This window comes from Bilophila wadsworthia ATCC 49260, from assembly GCF_000701705.1.
Lineage (GTDB): Bacteria > Desulfobacterota > Desulfovibrionia > Desulfovibrionales > Desulfovibrionaceae > Bilophila > Bilophila wadsworthia.
Genome location: NZ_KL370817.1, coordinates 20,110 through 34,546, shown reverse-complemented (window position 1 = coordinate 34,546; position 14,437 = coordinate 20,110). Strand labels below are relative to the sequence as shown.

11 protein-coding genes are annotated in these 14,437 nt (G+C 63.5%); 7 read left to right on the top strand and 4 right to left on the bottom strand.

From position 1 onward, the window contains the following. Positions 1–163: 163 nt before the first annotated feature. Together T370_RS26160 and T370_RS0122215 are read right to left on the bottom strand one after the other, a co-directional pair. Positions 164–4,141 (bottom strand): AAA family ATPase, encoded by a 3,978-nt coding sequence (locus T370_RS26160; protein ID WP_029437053.1) that lies wholly within the window; start codon positions 4,139–4,141, stop codon positions 164–166. Next, complete coding sequence (locus T370_RS0122215) at positions 4,141–5,418, bottom strand: metallophosphoesterase family protein (RefSeq protein WP_029437052.1); 1,278 nt, start codon at positions 5,416–5,418, stop codon at positions 4,141–4,143. Before T370_RS0122215 ends, T370_RS26160 begins: the two co-directional genes overlap by 1 nt. 251 nt (positions 5,419–5,669) lie before the next feature. Here T370_RS0122215 and T370_RS0122210 point away from each other — a divergent pair, with 251 nt between their 5' ends. The 6 genes from T370_RS0122210 (at position 5,670) to T370_RS0122185 (ending at position 10,730) form a co-directional block, all read left to right on the top strand. Further along, positions 5,670–6,428 carry an AzlC family ABC transporter permease gene (locus T370_RS0122210; RefSeq protein ID WP_029437051.1) on the top strand — a complete coding sequence of 253 codons (759 nt, stop codon included), beginning with the start codon at positions 5,670–5,672 and terminating at the stop codon, positions 6,426–6,428. Beyond that, on the top strand, positions 6,425–6,751 hold the full coding sequence (locus T370_RS0122205) for an AzlD domain-containing protein (RefSeq protein ID WP_005025204.1): 327 nt from the start codon (positions 6,425–6,427) through the stop codon (positions 6,749–6,751). Before T370_RS0122210 ends, T370_RS0122205 begins: the two co-directional genes overlap by 4 nt. Before the next feature lie 278 nt (positions 6,752–7,029). Further along, positions 7,030–7,602 carry a hypothetical protein gene (locus T370_RS0122200; protein ID WP_029437050.1) on the top strand — a complete coding sequence of 191 codons (573 nt, stop codon included), beginning with the start codon at positions 7,030–7,032 and terminating at the stop codon, positions 7,600–7,602. After that, the gene (coaBC, locus tag T370_RS0122195) at positions 7,602–8,822 is read left to right on the top strand and encodes a bifunctional phosphopantothenoylcysteine decarboxylase/phosphopantothenate--cysteine ligase CoaBC (RefSeq protein WP_029437049.1); all 1,221 of its coding nucleotides are present in this window, start codon (positions 7,602–7,604) and stop codon (positions 8,820–8,822) included. The genes T370_RS0122200 and coaBC overlap by 1 nt, the downstream gene beginning before the upstream one ends. Beyond that, a complete protein-coding gene (locus T370_RS0122190; protein WP_029437048.1) occupies positions 8,804–9,547 on the top strand; it encodes a hypothetical protein in 744 nt (247 codons plus the stop codon). Before coaBC ends, T370_RS0122190 begins: the two co-directional genes overlap by 19 nt. A 175-nt stretch (positions 9,548–9,722) precedes the next feature. Next, complete coding sequence (locus T370_RS0122185) at positions 9,723–10,730, top strand: NAD-dependent epimerase (protein ID WP_029437047.1); 1,008 nt, start codon at positions 9,723–9,725, stop codon at positions 10,728–10,730. A gap of 77 nt (positions 10,731–10,807) precedes the next feature. On the opposite strand, the gene T370_RS0122180 is transcribed toward T370_RS0122185, so the two are convergent. After that, a complete protein-coding gene (locus T370_RS0122180; protein WP_005025191.1) occupies positions 10,808–11,725 on the bottom strand; it encodes a DUF2333 family protein in 918 nt (305 codons plus the stop codon). A 300-nt stretch (positions 11,726–12,025) separates the two neighbouring features. Beyond that, a complete protein-coding gene (locus T370_RS0122175) occupies positions 12,026–13,198 on the bottom strand; it encodes a homocysteine biosynthesis protein (protein ID WP_005025189.1) in 1,173 nt (390 codons plus the stop codon). Between the two features lie 235 nt (positions 13,199–13,433). Between T370_RS0122175 and T370_RS0122170 the strand changes: the two genes are divergently transcribed. Then, positions 13,434–14,294, top strand: a complete 861-nt coding sequence (locus tag T370_RS0122170) for a hypothetical protein (protein WP_005025187.1) — start codon at positions 13,434–13,436, stop codon at positions 14,292–14,294. The last annotated feature ends 143 nt before the right edge of the window (positions 14,295–14,437 follow it).

The following is a 14,437-nucleotide window of genomic DNA, read 5'->3' as shown; positions in this document are numbered from 1 at the left end:
GGGCCTCACAATCTCTGCCTACCAACCGGACATTGTCCAGGTACGGAATGCCCGCCGGCAATCTCCTCCACGAGCCGAAGGGATTCAAGGAACAGCCCACAAAAAGAAAAAATGCCCGACAGATCTCGTAAAACCACCGCCACTTCGAATCTCCCATTGCCCGTCATTCCTCTTCCCGGATCGTTCCCCTCTCCATGACATACAGCCCGACGCCGGGGACGGCCTTGCGGAGCATGTCCGCCATATGCGGGTGGCAAGTGAAGTACAAAAGCTGATGCCCCGGCGAACCTTCTTGCGAAGAAGCCAGATCGCCGAAGGTTTGAGCCGTACGCAGGGCGCGATCGGGATCAAAGTTGACCAACACGTCGTCCATGATGACCGGCAATGCGGCGGCCTGCGCCGCGTGGTTGCGGATATGCGCGAGCCGTAGGGCCAGATAGAGCTGTTCCTGCGTGCCCCGGCTCAACACTTCGGGGCTGACCGGTTCGCCGTGCGGAGGGAGGACGCGCAAAGAACTGTCTTCCAGCGAGGCAGCAATGCCGACCCACGCGCCGCCCGTAATGGCGGAAAACAACGCGGAGGCCGCACGGATGACGCCGGGCTGTCGTTCTTTTTCGAACCGCCCGCGCGCTTCAAGCAGCAGATGCCGGGCCAGCGCGTACCGGCTCCATTCCAAACCCAAGCCCCGTATGGTCCCGGAAAGCGACGCAGCCCGAAGGCGCAGACGGGAAAGCGTTTCCGAGCCCTCGGCCTGCTCCAGACGGACTTCCTGCGTACGCAGGGAATCGGCAAGCCGCTCCTCTTCGTCCGCAAGCATGGACAGGCGGCCCGCGAGGCCTGCGAGCTCCGCTTCCAAGACCTCTTTGTCCGCCTCGCCGAACGAGGCGAAAAACGCCGGAATATCGGCATCCGCCCCATACAGATCCCGAGCCGCCAGACGCAGGGCATCCTCCAGATCTTCGCGGCGGCGCTCGAGCGCTTCCCGTTCCAGCTTTGCCCCGTGCCTCCGATAAAACGCCTCGGCATCGGGCACCTGCGCCATATTGAGGAGACGTTCCACTTCCCGCACGGCGTCATGATGGACGGCCTCAGCCTCCCGGACTTCCACGGCCTGTTCTTCGGATCGGGCGCGGAGACGCACAACCTCGGCGTTTTCGGCACGGGCGGACTCCCATTCGCGCAACAGCGCTTCCAGGCATCCGGGCCAATCCGGCTCTTCCGCTGCGTTGTTCGCGCTGGCATCCGGCAGACGGCCAAGCTGCCGCAGGATCCCCCGAAGCGGCATACGGAGGGCATCGCGTTCGCGCTCCTGCCGTTCCAGCTCCTCGTCAAGCCGCAGGCGCTCCGCTTCCAGCGCCTGTACGCGATCCATCCGCTCCAGCGCTTCCCGGGCCGTCGCCGGAGACAATCCGGCTGCCAGACCAAGCCCACCCAGAAAACCTTCCCATGCCGCATCCGCTGCAACCTGCCGGGCACGAGCCGCCTCAAGAGCGTCTTCCGCTCCCAGACGGGACTGTTCCAAGCGCGTCAGCTGGAGGGTCATGGCCTGAACCGACTCTTCCAAGCGTCGCCGCTCGTCGCGCAGCCGATCGGCCTCACGACACAGTTCCAGCGCGTTCCGCGCCGCCTCGGCGGCCCGTATATCATCATCCCCGGAGTAAAAGGCCTCGGAAAGCAAAGAGCGCACGCACTCCGGCAAGGCGGCGCGATCCGCCTCCAGCGCCGCCAATTCCCGGCGCTTGGCTAGAGCCGAGGCAAGCCGCATCCGGGCGCTGTCCACGCGGGCGCAGAAAACCGCCGCCTCGCCGGGCAAAGGCGCATCTACGCCATGCGTCTGGAACCATGCCAGCCACCGGGCCATTGCCGCCCGCTCGTCCGCCGATGCCTGCTCCAAAGCGGCCCGCTCCGTTTGCGCATGGCGTTCGGCTTCGGCGCAAAACGCCTCTTGGCGCTGTATCTCCTCCGCCAGACGTTCCCCGGCGGCGCACCGTTCCCGCGCCAGCTCCACCGCGCGCTCGAAAGCGTCCACGGTTGCCTCTTCCGCATCGGAAAGGCCGACCGTCCGGCACAATTCCCCGATCTCCCGCTGCACGGCCTGCACCCGCTGCAAACAGGCAGTCCGCCGCTGCTGGAGCCGTTCCGCCGTGGCGGCAAATTCCGGGCGGCGTTCTTTCCGGCGTGGAAAACCGGCCCATACGAACGCCCCGCCGACCAGAAGGAACGCGCCGAGCAGCCAGCCTTCAAGAGGCAAGGCGACCGACCCGAGCCGCAGGAAAGCTACTTCCAACACGCCGCGAAGGACGGCCCCGGCAACCCCGAGCACCGCCAGTACGGAACCGAGCACGACAAGAGCCGGGCTGGATTCCGTCCCGGAAGCGGCCCCATGCTCGGCGCAGCGGGATTCGGCATCCGTAAAGCGCACATGTTCCACAGCCAGCCGGGACAAGGCGGAACGTAAACGCCGCAATGCCGCCCACTGTGCGTCCACGGCGGAACGGGCGGGACATGCCGCCCGACGCTCACGCAAACGCGCCAGCGTTTCCCCCGCACGTTCCGCATCGGAACCAGCCGCCGCAACCCGGCGCTCGCGGTCTTTCCGTTCTGCTTCCTTATGGAGAATCTCCGAAGCCAGCGCGGCAATCGCGTCCTGCCCTGCGGACAGCGCTTCGAGCGCCCGGCCGCTCGTCCCCGGCTCCAAAGCCAATCGGCTCAAAGCCTGATCCAGTTCCCGCTCCGCCTCGGCGGACGAGGTTTGCGCCTCGGGCAACCGACGCCGCGCCTCCTCAGCCCGCGCCATGGCCTCACGCAGACGTTCCCGCTCCGCCTCGGACAAAGCCATCGGTGGCTCGGGGACGTCTGCCGCCTGCCTCATCTGCTCCTCAAGCTCAGACTCAAGCGCCTTTGTATCCTCCGCAATGCGGCGTACGGCGGCCTGCGCGTTTTCCATATCCGAAACGGCGCTGCGCCGCTGCTCGGCCTGACGTTCCAATGCCTCACGCAACGACAAAGGCCGCCCGATCCTCTGGACGCGCTCAGCCGTCCAATCCGGCCCGAGCCCGGCCAGTTCGCGCTGCAAGGCGGCAAGCGTCCGCTCCCGATCGGCGCACAGCCCGGGAATCGCCGCCAGCGCGTTGCGGCAGCTAGCCGCCCGACCGGCCAATTCGCGCAGCCGCTCGCCGCAATCCAGCAGAGCCCGATCCGCCACACGGGAACCCAAGTCTTCTCGGGCCTGTTCCAACCGCTGCCGGGCCTGCTCCAGCGCCCTCTCCGCATCCGAACGGCGTTCCAACGCCCGCTCCAGCCGCGCGGGGCCATCCTGCGGGAAGGTCGCGGGCACGGGCTCCAGCCGCTCAAGGCGCACCCCGGCGAGGCGCCATTCCTCCCAGCGCTCCCAGACCCCAAGGCGGCGTTCCAGCACCCGGCGTTCCCGCTCCCGCTCGGCGCGTTCCTCGCGCAACGCCGCAAGCCGCCCTTGCGCCGCATCCCGTTCGGCGGCGAGGCTGTCGTAACGGGCGGCGTCCTCTTCGGCACGGCGCATATCCCGGCGCACGTCCTCCCATTCTTTCAGCGCGGCGGACAAACGAGGATTGGAGCCCCGCGCCCGGAACAAGTCCTCCATGCTTCCGGTCAGCTTCTTGAGCGCCGCGCCCGGCGACTTCAGCCCCGCCATGCCGAAACTCGCACCGTACAAGGCATTGCGCACGCCTTCCGATGTTAAGGAGGCGAAAGACTGCAATTCCGACAGGCTGAACCCGTACACGCTGGCATACACCTCGCGGGTGACGCCGCCGAGCAGACGCTCCCACAGCGCCGGATCCAGCGGGCGGCCTTGCGCGTCCGTGAGCAGAGGCTCGCCCTTGGCGACATTGGGACGGCGGATCAGCCGGATGTCACCGCCGCGCGCATCCGAAAACAACGTCAGGCTGCCGCCGAGCAACCCGGACTGCCCCGCAAGATACCCGCGTTCGCGGGCGTCACGGGTGCGGGGATAGCCGACCAGCGTGGAACGGAAAAAATCCAGCAGCGTGGATTTGCCCGCCTCATTATGGCCGAGGAACACGGCCCCGGCCTCGGGCAGGCCTTCGGCAGTCACATCCCGGAGCGTCCCGAACGCGTCGATATGAAAGGAACGGATACGCATCAGTCGTTCTCCAAGAGATCAAGGCACAGGCTTTCCGCGTCGTCCAGCAACCGGGCCAGCTCCTCATCCGTGAGCGGCTCCAGCGCCTTCCCCGCCCGGGCGTGCGCGAACAGAGGAGCCAGCGGGCCTTCCCGCAAAGCTTGCAATCCCGAAGCCGTGCGTGCCGCTTCGGACAGGCGGAACACCTCCCCGAGCAGATCCTCGCGCTCCAGCAAAGCCCCCCGCTCCACACAGGGCCGGGTGGCGACGTCGATATCCTTGATCCAGATCCGGGGTACGCCGTTGCCGCCCTCACGCAGCCGATCCGCCAGTTCCGCGCAGGTTGTCCCCTTGCGCAGCAGCCCGTCCAGTTCCGTGCGTCCTTGCAGCCGCAGCCGTACAAGCAACATTTCACAGCCGGACCAGACCTCGGCAGCCGCGCGATCCAGTCCGGTTCGGAGCCGGTTTTCCAGTTCATCCAGCGAAGCAGCGCCGCCCAGATCCATATCCAGCGTCTTCCAGACCGCAGGGCCGAGGGGACGGAAGGACGTGCGCACCGCATACCCGCCATCGGGCCGGGCTTCCGCCGTCACCAGCAAGCACCCCTTTTCGCCGGGCTCGTTGATGTGCAGCCCCTGCGTACAGCCGGGGTAGGCCGCCAGCGGTTCCCGGCAGACCTCGCGGCGGTCGTGGATGTGCCCGAGCGCCCAGTAATCCATGCCGGACGCCTTCAAATCCTCTTGCGAGAACGGCGCGTACCGGGCCACTCCATCGGCATCGCCGGGCGTGGCGTGCAGCAGCCCCACGTGAAGGCCGCACGCCTCCGTGCGCCGGAAGAGCGCGGCGAGGTTCCGGGTTTCCCGGCCTGAGGCGTGGCTCGCGCCGTGGATGATGGCGAGAGGCGTTCCCTCACCCTTCCGGAACACGGGCACCGCGTCCGGCAGCTCCCCGAACACGGTCACGTTGCCGGGCCAGCGTACGGAACGCAGCCGGGAGGCAAGAGGATCATGGTTGCCGTGCACGAGAAAAACGGGAATACTCAAGGATTCCAGACGCCGGAACCCGTCGCGCAGGGCGAGCTGGGCGGAGACGCTGGCGTCCTCCTGATTGTACACGTCCCCGGCGAGGAGCAGGAAATCCGGGCTCTCGCGCTCGCACAGATCGAGGAGGCGGCGAAACGCGGTGAACGTGGCTGTGCGCAGGCGTTCCGCGAAATCGGCGGGGATGTCCCGGGACAGGCCGGAAAACGCGGCGTCCAGATGGAGATCCGCGGCATGGATGAAACGTATGGGAGGCATGTGGCGTTCCTGAAAAAAGAATATGTTCCGTCTTGCCGCATTCCCCGGCGCGAGGCAAGCGCACGAGGTATCCCGGCCTTGTGCTGATAAAGCGCAGCCCGGCTTTTTCAAAGGATTTTTTTACAACTAGACGCCCTGTGCGTTTCGATATATCTTCCGTCTCCCTCCACAGTGACCTTTTCGTCCTTGCGGCAAGAGGCCTGCGTCGTTCCTGTCAGCCTTCAGCCCCCATTAACCTTCGCAGCAGCATCATGTCCGACACCATTGAATCAACCGTCATGGCCGAGCCGAAAGCCTCTTCCTCCTCCGCCATCCTTACAGGCATGAAGCGCGGGTTCCCCATCTTTTTGGGGTACGTGCCGCTCGGTTTCGCGTACGGCGTGCTTGCCGTCCAGAACAACATCCCCGCCGTGTACGCCGTGCTCTTTTCCCTGCTCGTCTATGCCGGAGCCGGGCAGTTCATCGCCGTCGGCCTATGGGGGATGGGCGCGTCCGTCTTTTCCATCGTTTTCACGACGTTCGTGATCAACCTGCGGCATGTGCTCATGTCCGCCGCCGTGGCCCCGTGGTTCGCGCCGTTCACCCGCTTCCAGCAATTCATCATCGGCTGGGGGCTCACGGACGAGGTTTTCGCCATGCACAGCATGGCCATGGCCACAGGTGAGAAGGCGCGGCTTCCGCTGGTGTACGCCGCCAACTTCACCTCCCACAGCGGCTGGGTGCTCGGTACGTTCATAGGCGCGGTGGCCGGCGACTTCCTGCCCGATCCCAAGCTGTTCGGCCTTGACTACGCCCTGCCCGCCATGTTCCTCGCCCTGCTCGTCCCCCAGTGCAAGGAACGGCTGTACACGCTGGCGGCCGTCCTCTCGGCGCTGCTTTCGGTCATCCTCGCCATGTACGACACGGGCCGCTGGAACGTCATCATCGCCAGCGTCATCACCTCCACCATCGGGGCCCTGCTCGTCACCCACCGCGACCGCAACATCGACGCACTCAGGAGGAAAGCATGAACATCGATCTCCTGCTCTGTATCCTCGGCATGGCTCTCGTGACCCTCATCCCCCGCGTGATGCCGGTCACGCTGCTGGCGGGGCGCGAACTGCCGCCGCTCCTGACGCGCTGGCTCTCCTTCGTGCCCGTTTCCGTGCTCGCCGCGCTGGTCGCGCCCGATCTGCTGCTCGCGGACGGCAAGCTCAACATCTCCGGGGATAACCTGTTCCTTATCGCCACCTTCCCCACCCTGCTCATCTGCTGGTACAAAAAAGGCAGCTTATTCGGCGCGCTTGCCGTCGGCATGGGCACGGTGGCGCTGATCCGGTATTGGATGACGTAGGAGCCGTGTAACCATTTGGAGGCTTGGAAGGGTAAACTTTCTTTAGAAAGTTTACCCTTCCAAGCCTCCCCCATCCTCTTCAAAGATTTTCGACTGGTGGAGAGGCTGCATGGCAGGAGCCTGTTCCGGCACAGTGCTTCGCGCTGAGGTTTCATTTATCTGATATTCCGATACAAAGCCGCCCCCTCCCCCCGCTCCCCATTTGCGCATCACGCGAAGATTGGCTATGAACAAAAAGCCGGGGGTTCCCGGACACCGCCATGACGAAGGAGTTTCCCATGCGTGCTCTTTACTGCCTGCTGCTCATCTGTTCCCTGCTTCCCCTTTCCGGGTGCGCGGACCTCAATATTTCCAATCCGTTCGAGACGAAATCCTCAGACGGCAGCGAAGTCTACTTTGATCAGTTCCCCGATGTCCCGATTCCCCGCGACATGTCCGTCGACGCCAAGCGCAGCCTTATTTCCGTGGCCCAGGACGGGACCAAAACCGGCCTCATCACCGTCGAAGGCCGCGTGGACAAGCCTTCCCTCGCCAACGCCATGATCTTGAACATGAACCGTCAGGGCTGGAACCTGCGCGGCGCGGCCATCGGCTCCAAGACCATGCACCTGTACGAAAAGGGCGAGCGGTACGCGGTGATCTACTATTACGAGCAGACCACCACCGCAGCCATGGAAATCTGGGTCATGACACGGCTCGCCGACGGCGTCCTGCCGACCATGGGCAACGGCGGGGCCGCCGCCGGAATGGACGCGGGCGGCAGCTCTTCCCCGTCCTTCTATCTGACGCCCGACACCTCCACGGGCACGGGCGCCGCTGGCGGCGTGCACCAGCAGGGCCTGAGCCAGTAATGGACGCCCATCTCGCCTTTCGCGGCGTCGGCGGGCCCCGCCTCCATCTCGGAGTGTGCGGGTCCGTCGCCGCATACCGCGCGCTCGATCTCGTGCGCCAGTGGCAGGACGCGGGCGTTTCCGTCAGCGCGACCCTGACCCCCTCCGCCCAGAAATTCGTCACGCCGCTGACGTTCGCCGCACTCGGCGCGGCCCCGGTATACACGGCCCCCTTCGATGATCCGCAGGCTCCCTCGCCCTTCGCCCATCTCGAACCGGGGCAGGTGGCGCAAGCCCTCGTCATCGCCCCCGCCTCCGCCGCTACCATCGCGCGGCTGGCGCAGGGCCAGGCGGACGAGCTGCTGGCTTGCCAGGCCCTTGCCTTCCGGGGCAAGGCCGTCATCGCCCCCGCCATGAATCCGGCCATGTGGAGCCATCCGGCCACGCAAGCCAACATCGCCACCCTCCGTGAACGGGGGTGCGCCGTGGTCGAGCCCGGTTGCGGGCGCACGGCGTGCGGTGAAGAGGGACAAGGGCGCCTTGCCGACCTGCGCGAGATTTATCTCGCCGGATTGCGCGCGCTGGCCCCGCAGGATATGGAAGGCATACGGGTTATGGTCACACTTGGCCCCACCCGCGAGCACTGGGACGGGCTGCGTTTCTGGACCAACCCGTCTACCGGGACGATGGGCGCGGCGGTCGCCGTGGCCGCATGGCTGCGCGGCGCGCGGGTCGAGGCCGTCTGCGGTCCGGGTACGCCGTGGCTCCCCGCCGGAATCGCCCGGCACAACGTCGGCTCAGCCCGGCACATGCTTGAGGCCGCCGCTTCGGTGTGGCCGCAGTGCGATGCGGGTGTGTTTACCGCCGCCGTGGCCGACTTCTCCCCCGTGCCTCCTGCGCAGGGCGGCGACAAGAAATTCAAGAAAAGCGACGCTCCGGACGGGTTCGATGTCCATTTCGCGCCCAATCCGGACATCCTGAAAACGCTCGCCGCCGACCGTCGGCCTGAGCAGAAAGTCGTAGGCTTTGCCGCCGAATCGCAGAACATCGAAGACTCCGTGCGCGGCAAGCTTGTTTCCAAAAAGGCCGACATGGTCGTGGGCAACCTGCTCCAAGACGGTTTCGGTACGCCGGACAACACGGTTTTCGTCGCCGACGCTTCCGGGCGCGAAGAACGCTGGGCGCACCTTTCCAAAACAGACGTTGCGTGGAGATTGCTCTCGTGGCTCCTGTCCCGCTGAATATTTCCCCGGCCTTCCGCCCGTGGCGTCAGGCCGGGATCACGCACCTGCTCCTCGACGACGAGGTCAGGGAGCGTCTTCTGGCGCGCCCGGAACCCGAGCCGTCCGAAGCCGCGCCTCCCGTCCGGCAGCACAGCGCGCCGCCACAGCGCGGGGAACGCCGCCAGCCTCAGCCGCCTTCCTATACCCCTCCCCCACAGCCGCAGCCCGTTTCCAGCGCCCCGCAAAAACCTGTACGGATCGCGGACACGGACATTCTGGCCCCGGATGTCTGGCCCGCCTATTGGCAGACGCTGCTCAAAAAAACGCCGCCCCGCCCCTCGCTGGTCTGGTCCTATCCGTCCCTCAGCCGGGATCTGGGCGGCGACGCCGACGCCGCGCACCGCGACTTCCTGCGCCGGTTGCTCGGGGATATGGCGCTCCCCAAGGGGAGCCATGCGTTCTGGCCTTTGAACCGTTACCCCTATGGGGACGGCGAATCGGAACAGACGGTCGACGCCCGGATGTTTTTGAGCGGCATCGCCGCGCTCAAACCCGAAAGCGTCATCCTCATGTGCGGGCAGGTCCCGCCCGAGCTTGGGCTTGCCGAGCTGCGCCCGCTTTCGCCGAGCATCGTGCACGGGCACCGTTATGTGGTCACGCCGCACGTCGACGACCTCATCGGGAAGCCGCAACGCTATGCCCAGCTTATCACCTTCTTGAAGTCCATCATTGCAGGAAGATAGAAGCGTTTCGGGGGAGACGGGGCAACATTTCCGAATCTGTCTCCTTTTTTGAAAAATTCAGCGTATTATCACAATGGAACTGTCTTTTTGCGGGCAAAGTATCGGAGGCGCTCCCTTCGCGCGGAAAGCGCATCCGGCATCTTTTCCCACGTATCAATCATCCAAAGAGGTCCACATGCACGTTCTCGTCACCGGCGCGGCCGGGTTCATCGGATTCCACCTTTCCAAACGCCTGATCGCCGAGGGGCATACGGTCGTCGGCATCGACAATCTCAACGATTACTACTCGGTGCAGCTCAAAAAAGATCGCCTCGCGCAGTTGCAGGCCCTGCCCGGCTTCACCTTCGAACATACGGACCTCGCCGACGACGCCGCGCTGGAAGCCGTATTCGTCCGCAACGCGTTCTCGCATGTCGTGAACCTCGCGGCACAGGCGGGCGTGCGTTACAGCCTCATCAATCCCAAAAGCTACGTCCAGTCCAACCTCGTGGGCTTCGGCAACCTGCTCGAATGCTGCCGCCACGGGAAGGTGGAGCATCTGGTGTTCGCCTCGTCCAGTTCCGTGTACGGCATGAACACCTCCATGCCCTTCTCCGTACATGACAACGTGGATCACCCGGTCAGCCTGTACGCGGCTTCCAAAAAAGCCAACGAGCTCATGGCCCACACCTACAGCCACCTGTACCGCCTTCCGGCTACGGGGCTGCGCTTCTTCACCGTCTACGGGCCGTGGGGCCGCCCGGATATGGCCCTCTACCTGTTCACCAAGGCCATCCTCGCCGGGGACCCCATCAAGGTCTTCAACGAAGGCAAAATGCGCCGCGACTTTACCTACATCGACGACATCATCGAAGGCGTGATGCGCGTCATGGCCCGCATCCCCCAGCCCGATCCGGCTTGGGACAGCGCCAAGCCCAACCCTTCGACCAGCACCGCGCCGTGGCGTATCTACAATATCGGCAATAACAATACGGTCGAACTCGGGACTTTCATCAGCACGCTCGAAGACGCCCTCGGCAAGAAAGCCATCCGCAACCTCATGCCCATGCAGCCCGGCGACGTGGAAGCCACATGGGCCGACGTGTCCGACCTTATCGCGGACACCGGATTCCGCCCGCAGACTTCCGTAGAATACGGCGTCGGGCAGTTCGTGAAGTGGTATAAGGAGTACTACGGCGCGTAGCCTCCAGTTTTCGGAAGACGACAAAAAAGGGAGGACGGCGTGCCGTTCTCCCTTTTGCTTTGAACCTGATAAAAAACTTAGATACGGATGCTGTTGCGGATGTCTTCGAGGCGGTTCTTGGCGAACAGCACATACGAAATGATCAGTTCGCCGGAGTTTACCTTGGACGTGATGTACAGCGGATCATAGGTGCAGATCCGGTTCATGTATTCGATCGCGGCGGCCATATTGCCCGCGTTCCCCTTGCTGCTGATTTCGGGGTACAGTTCATACAGCGCGCTGATGAAGTCCCGCACGACCAGCACAATGCCCTGTACTTCGTAAATACGGTTGTCCAGCGTGTAGAACGGCAGTTCCTGCGAGTTTTCAAGCAGGCCGAGCGCATACCCGAGCAGGTTTTCGCCGATCACAAGGTCGAAGGAGGCGTACAGGTCGTCGGTCCGGCAGTTGTACACGCCGGTACCCTTGTCGAGGCTCTCCTTATACTGTTCAATGAGCTTGAGCCCCTTCTTGTAGGACGACTCGGCGGACGGGAACATGAAGCTGCGCGGATCGATGGCAAAGCTGTTCAGGCGGGCCTTGTAGAGCATTTCGCTCTCGCGGTCGTTGGTGCCGAGCTTGGCGATGGTCATGGAATACAGGTCCATCAGCACCTTGGTGGCGTGGTACACCCCGTACTGGCGGTACGCCCGGTTGTCCAACACGAACCGGTTAAACAAAATATCGTTGATGCTCCATCCGAACGTGGAGTCCAGCTCATAACGCATCTGGTGCGTGATGGCGTCCACCAGCGCCTTCCCTTTGGCGTTCTCGTCAAGCTTGTCGGCGTCGGTGATCTGTACGGGGGTGGGGAATTCCGTGCGATCGAGCTTCGCATACAGAGCCTGGCTGCCCCACGCGAGCAGCAGCAACGTAATGAACAAACAAACCTGCACCAGCAGCGTTTTGCCGACAATCTTGCATTTTTCCAAAAAACCAAATTCGGGGAGTTTCACCAAAACACCTCGTCTCGCTACGTTTGTACGGAAAGAAAAGGAGAGAAAGCCAGAGCGCCCGGCTCCCAAAGAGAATTACTTTATAAAAGTAATACTGTTTCCGCAAAAGACAAGAACCCTGCCCGCCCCCAAGGCCGCCTTTCCCTCTCCACCAGCAGGGCAGGCTCATTTCCCGCTTCCACGAACAGAGATTCAGGATAAGGCGAAAAACTTTGAAAAGAAAGGGATAGGCACAATCCGATCCGGCAGTTTTGGGGAGGAGGGGGCTTCTCCAGGAAATTTCTCCTCCCCAAGCGTTCATCAATACGCCGGAATGCGGTCAACCGCTTCGGTCAGAAGGAACTCGCCCTTTTCGATCCACGCCTTGAGCGTGTCGGCGATTTCAAGAGAAATCACATGGCTGGTCAGAGGCACGGTCGGGATTTTGCGGCCCTGGATTTCCACTTCGCCGGAAAGCAGGTCGGAGAAGCGCACATGCTGAATGACCCGAGGCAGGCCATTGGGGTAGTCATACCCGTAATCCTTCACGGGCATCAGGATGTCCTCGTTGGAAACCCCGGTAAAGGCCGCCATTTCCTCGTTGAGGATCGGGATCGGAATCCCCACGCCCACCGACAGCGACACGCCATACCCGGTGAGGGACAGGCCGCGCAGATAGCGCGGTTTCATGCCCTTGAGATCGCCGCGCACCATGAGCGTGCCCGAGCCGCTGAGGGGGAGCCCTTTCTCGGTGCGCTGAGGTGAGGGATCGTGCTGTGTGCCCGCGCCGATGACGTAGCCTTGCCCGCCGCCGAGGAAAATGCGCGTCCCGGTGCCGATGGTACGGAACCACGGATCATTGAACAGCGGCGAAAGGCAGCCCGCCGTAGCGAAGTTCACATTCCGCATGTCCGGCTTGAGCGGCCCCATGTAGGTATAAATCGTGCGGCTGGTACAGTTCACCGCCGCGTTGTAATTCTGGTAGCAATTGCGCGGGTTCAAAAGCTGTGCGCAGGTCAGATCCGCCAGCGTGACGGTACGGTCGAGGGACCGGCGGGGGTAGCAGTCCGTCCCGTATGAGGTCGCCCGCAGATGGACGCTGCGCCCGGCTACGAGATCTTCGATGACGTGTGCGCCGCCGTATTTGAACTGGCCCGGATAGACTTTGTTCTGGGGATCGTCCTCGGGCAGCTCGGTGGCGCCAAGATAGGCGTCCACGGCGGCAAGCCCGGCGTAGGCGGGGACGTCGTTCATCCAGACCCGGGTGGTACGGATTTTCGGCGGTTCGGGCTGGCCGATGTTGAACAGCAAACCGGACGAGCACATGGGCGAGAACGTGCCCGTGGTCACCACGTCGACTTCACGGGCGGCTTTTTCCGGGCCCATGCGCCGGACGGCCTCGGTCATTTCCTCAGCGTTGAGGACAACGGCCCGGCCTTTTTTGATGCGCTCGTTGATTTCCGCAATTGTCTTGATAACCTTATGAGAAGACACAATATTTTTCCTCGACAGCTGGTTGGTTCCCTCGGCGGACGCCGTTCGGTTCTGCTGCCTCTTACTGTTATCATAAGCCCTTCCGGCAGTCCATGACCGTGCCGACGCGGCCCAAAGAACCCGCCGCTCCAGCGGTGAAGAGGCGGGCCATACCTTGGCGGACGGCACGGCTTTATGATACTACCCCATTTCGAAAACATACCAATGAGATCCATCACCAAGCAATGGAGCATACATGAACCTTTCCAAATACGAACATGCGGAGCGCAAGGAGGCCGAAGCCTCCAAAGATGCCCCCGAAACCCCGCAGGACAGCGGCGCGGAACAGAAGCACCACACGCTGTTCGGCAAGCAATTCACTGAAAAAGAGCAGAAAACCTTATTCCTCTACCTCGTCATCGGCATCGTCCTCATGGAGCTCGCGGTAACGGTGGGCGCCATCATCATCAGCATCACCAACGCCCAGCCCTCGTCCAGCGGCGTGCCGCACTTCCAATTCCCGTGGATCGGCTATCTGGTCGCCGTGGTTATGGTCCCTGTGCTCGCCATGCTGCTGGTCAACCTCGTGAGCCTCGGCTTCTCCCGGGGGGCGCGCGGCGGCGAAGACGTGAACCTCGAAGGCGTCCCGCAGCGGATGCAGACGTTTTACGCGCTGGTCCGGGGAGCGCCCACGGTGATCCTGTTCGCGGGCTTCGTGCTCATGTGCGCCGCGATCTACTATCTCGACGGGGTGATGAGCCTGCTCCTGAAACTCGGGGAAAATTTCCATCTGGTCGCCATCTGGGTCGTGGGCGGCTTCGCCGTGGCCTGGATGGTCAGCTATGTGGTCCGGGCGTGGATGCACTACAAAACCAAGCAGATGGAAGCCGAATACGCGTTCCGCCACGAAGTGCTGGAACGTACCGGCATGGTCATCCTCGATACCAAGCACGCGCCGACCACGGAACTGCGCATGTTGCCCCCGGTCCCCGGCGGCCAGCCAGGAGCCCTGCCTCCCGCCGTGGATGTGGACGCCTCAGCCGCGCTTCCGTCCGCCGAAGAGGGTCAGGAGGATTCCTCCCAAACGACCGTGGATGTAGGCAGCGAGAAAAAATAGCGCTTCCCTCCCGCGTCCGGAAAATGTTCCCCGCGAACAGGCCGCATCGCCCCAACAAAGTAGGGCTGTTGCCCCACGAAACACCCATCGCGGCACGCGGCGTGTCAACAAAACGGCAAGCCCTTCCGGTCATGCATCGGAAG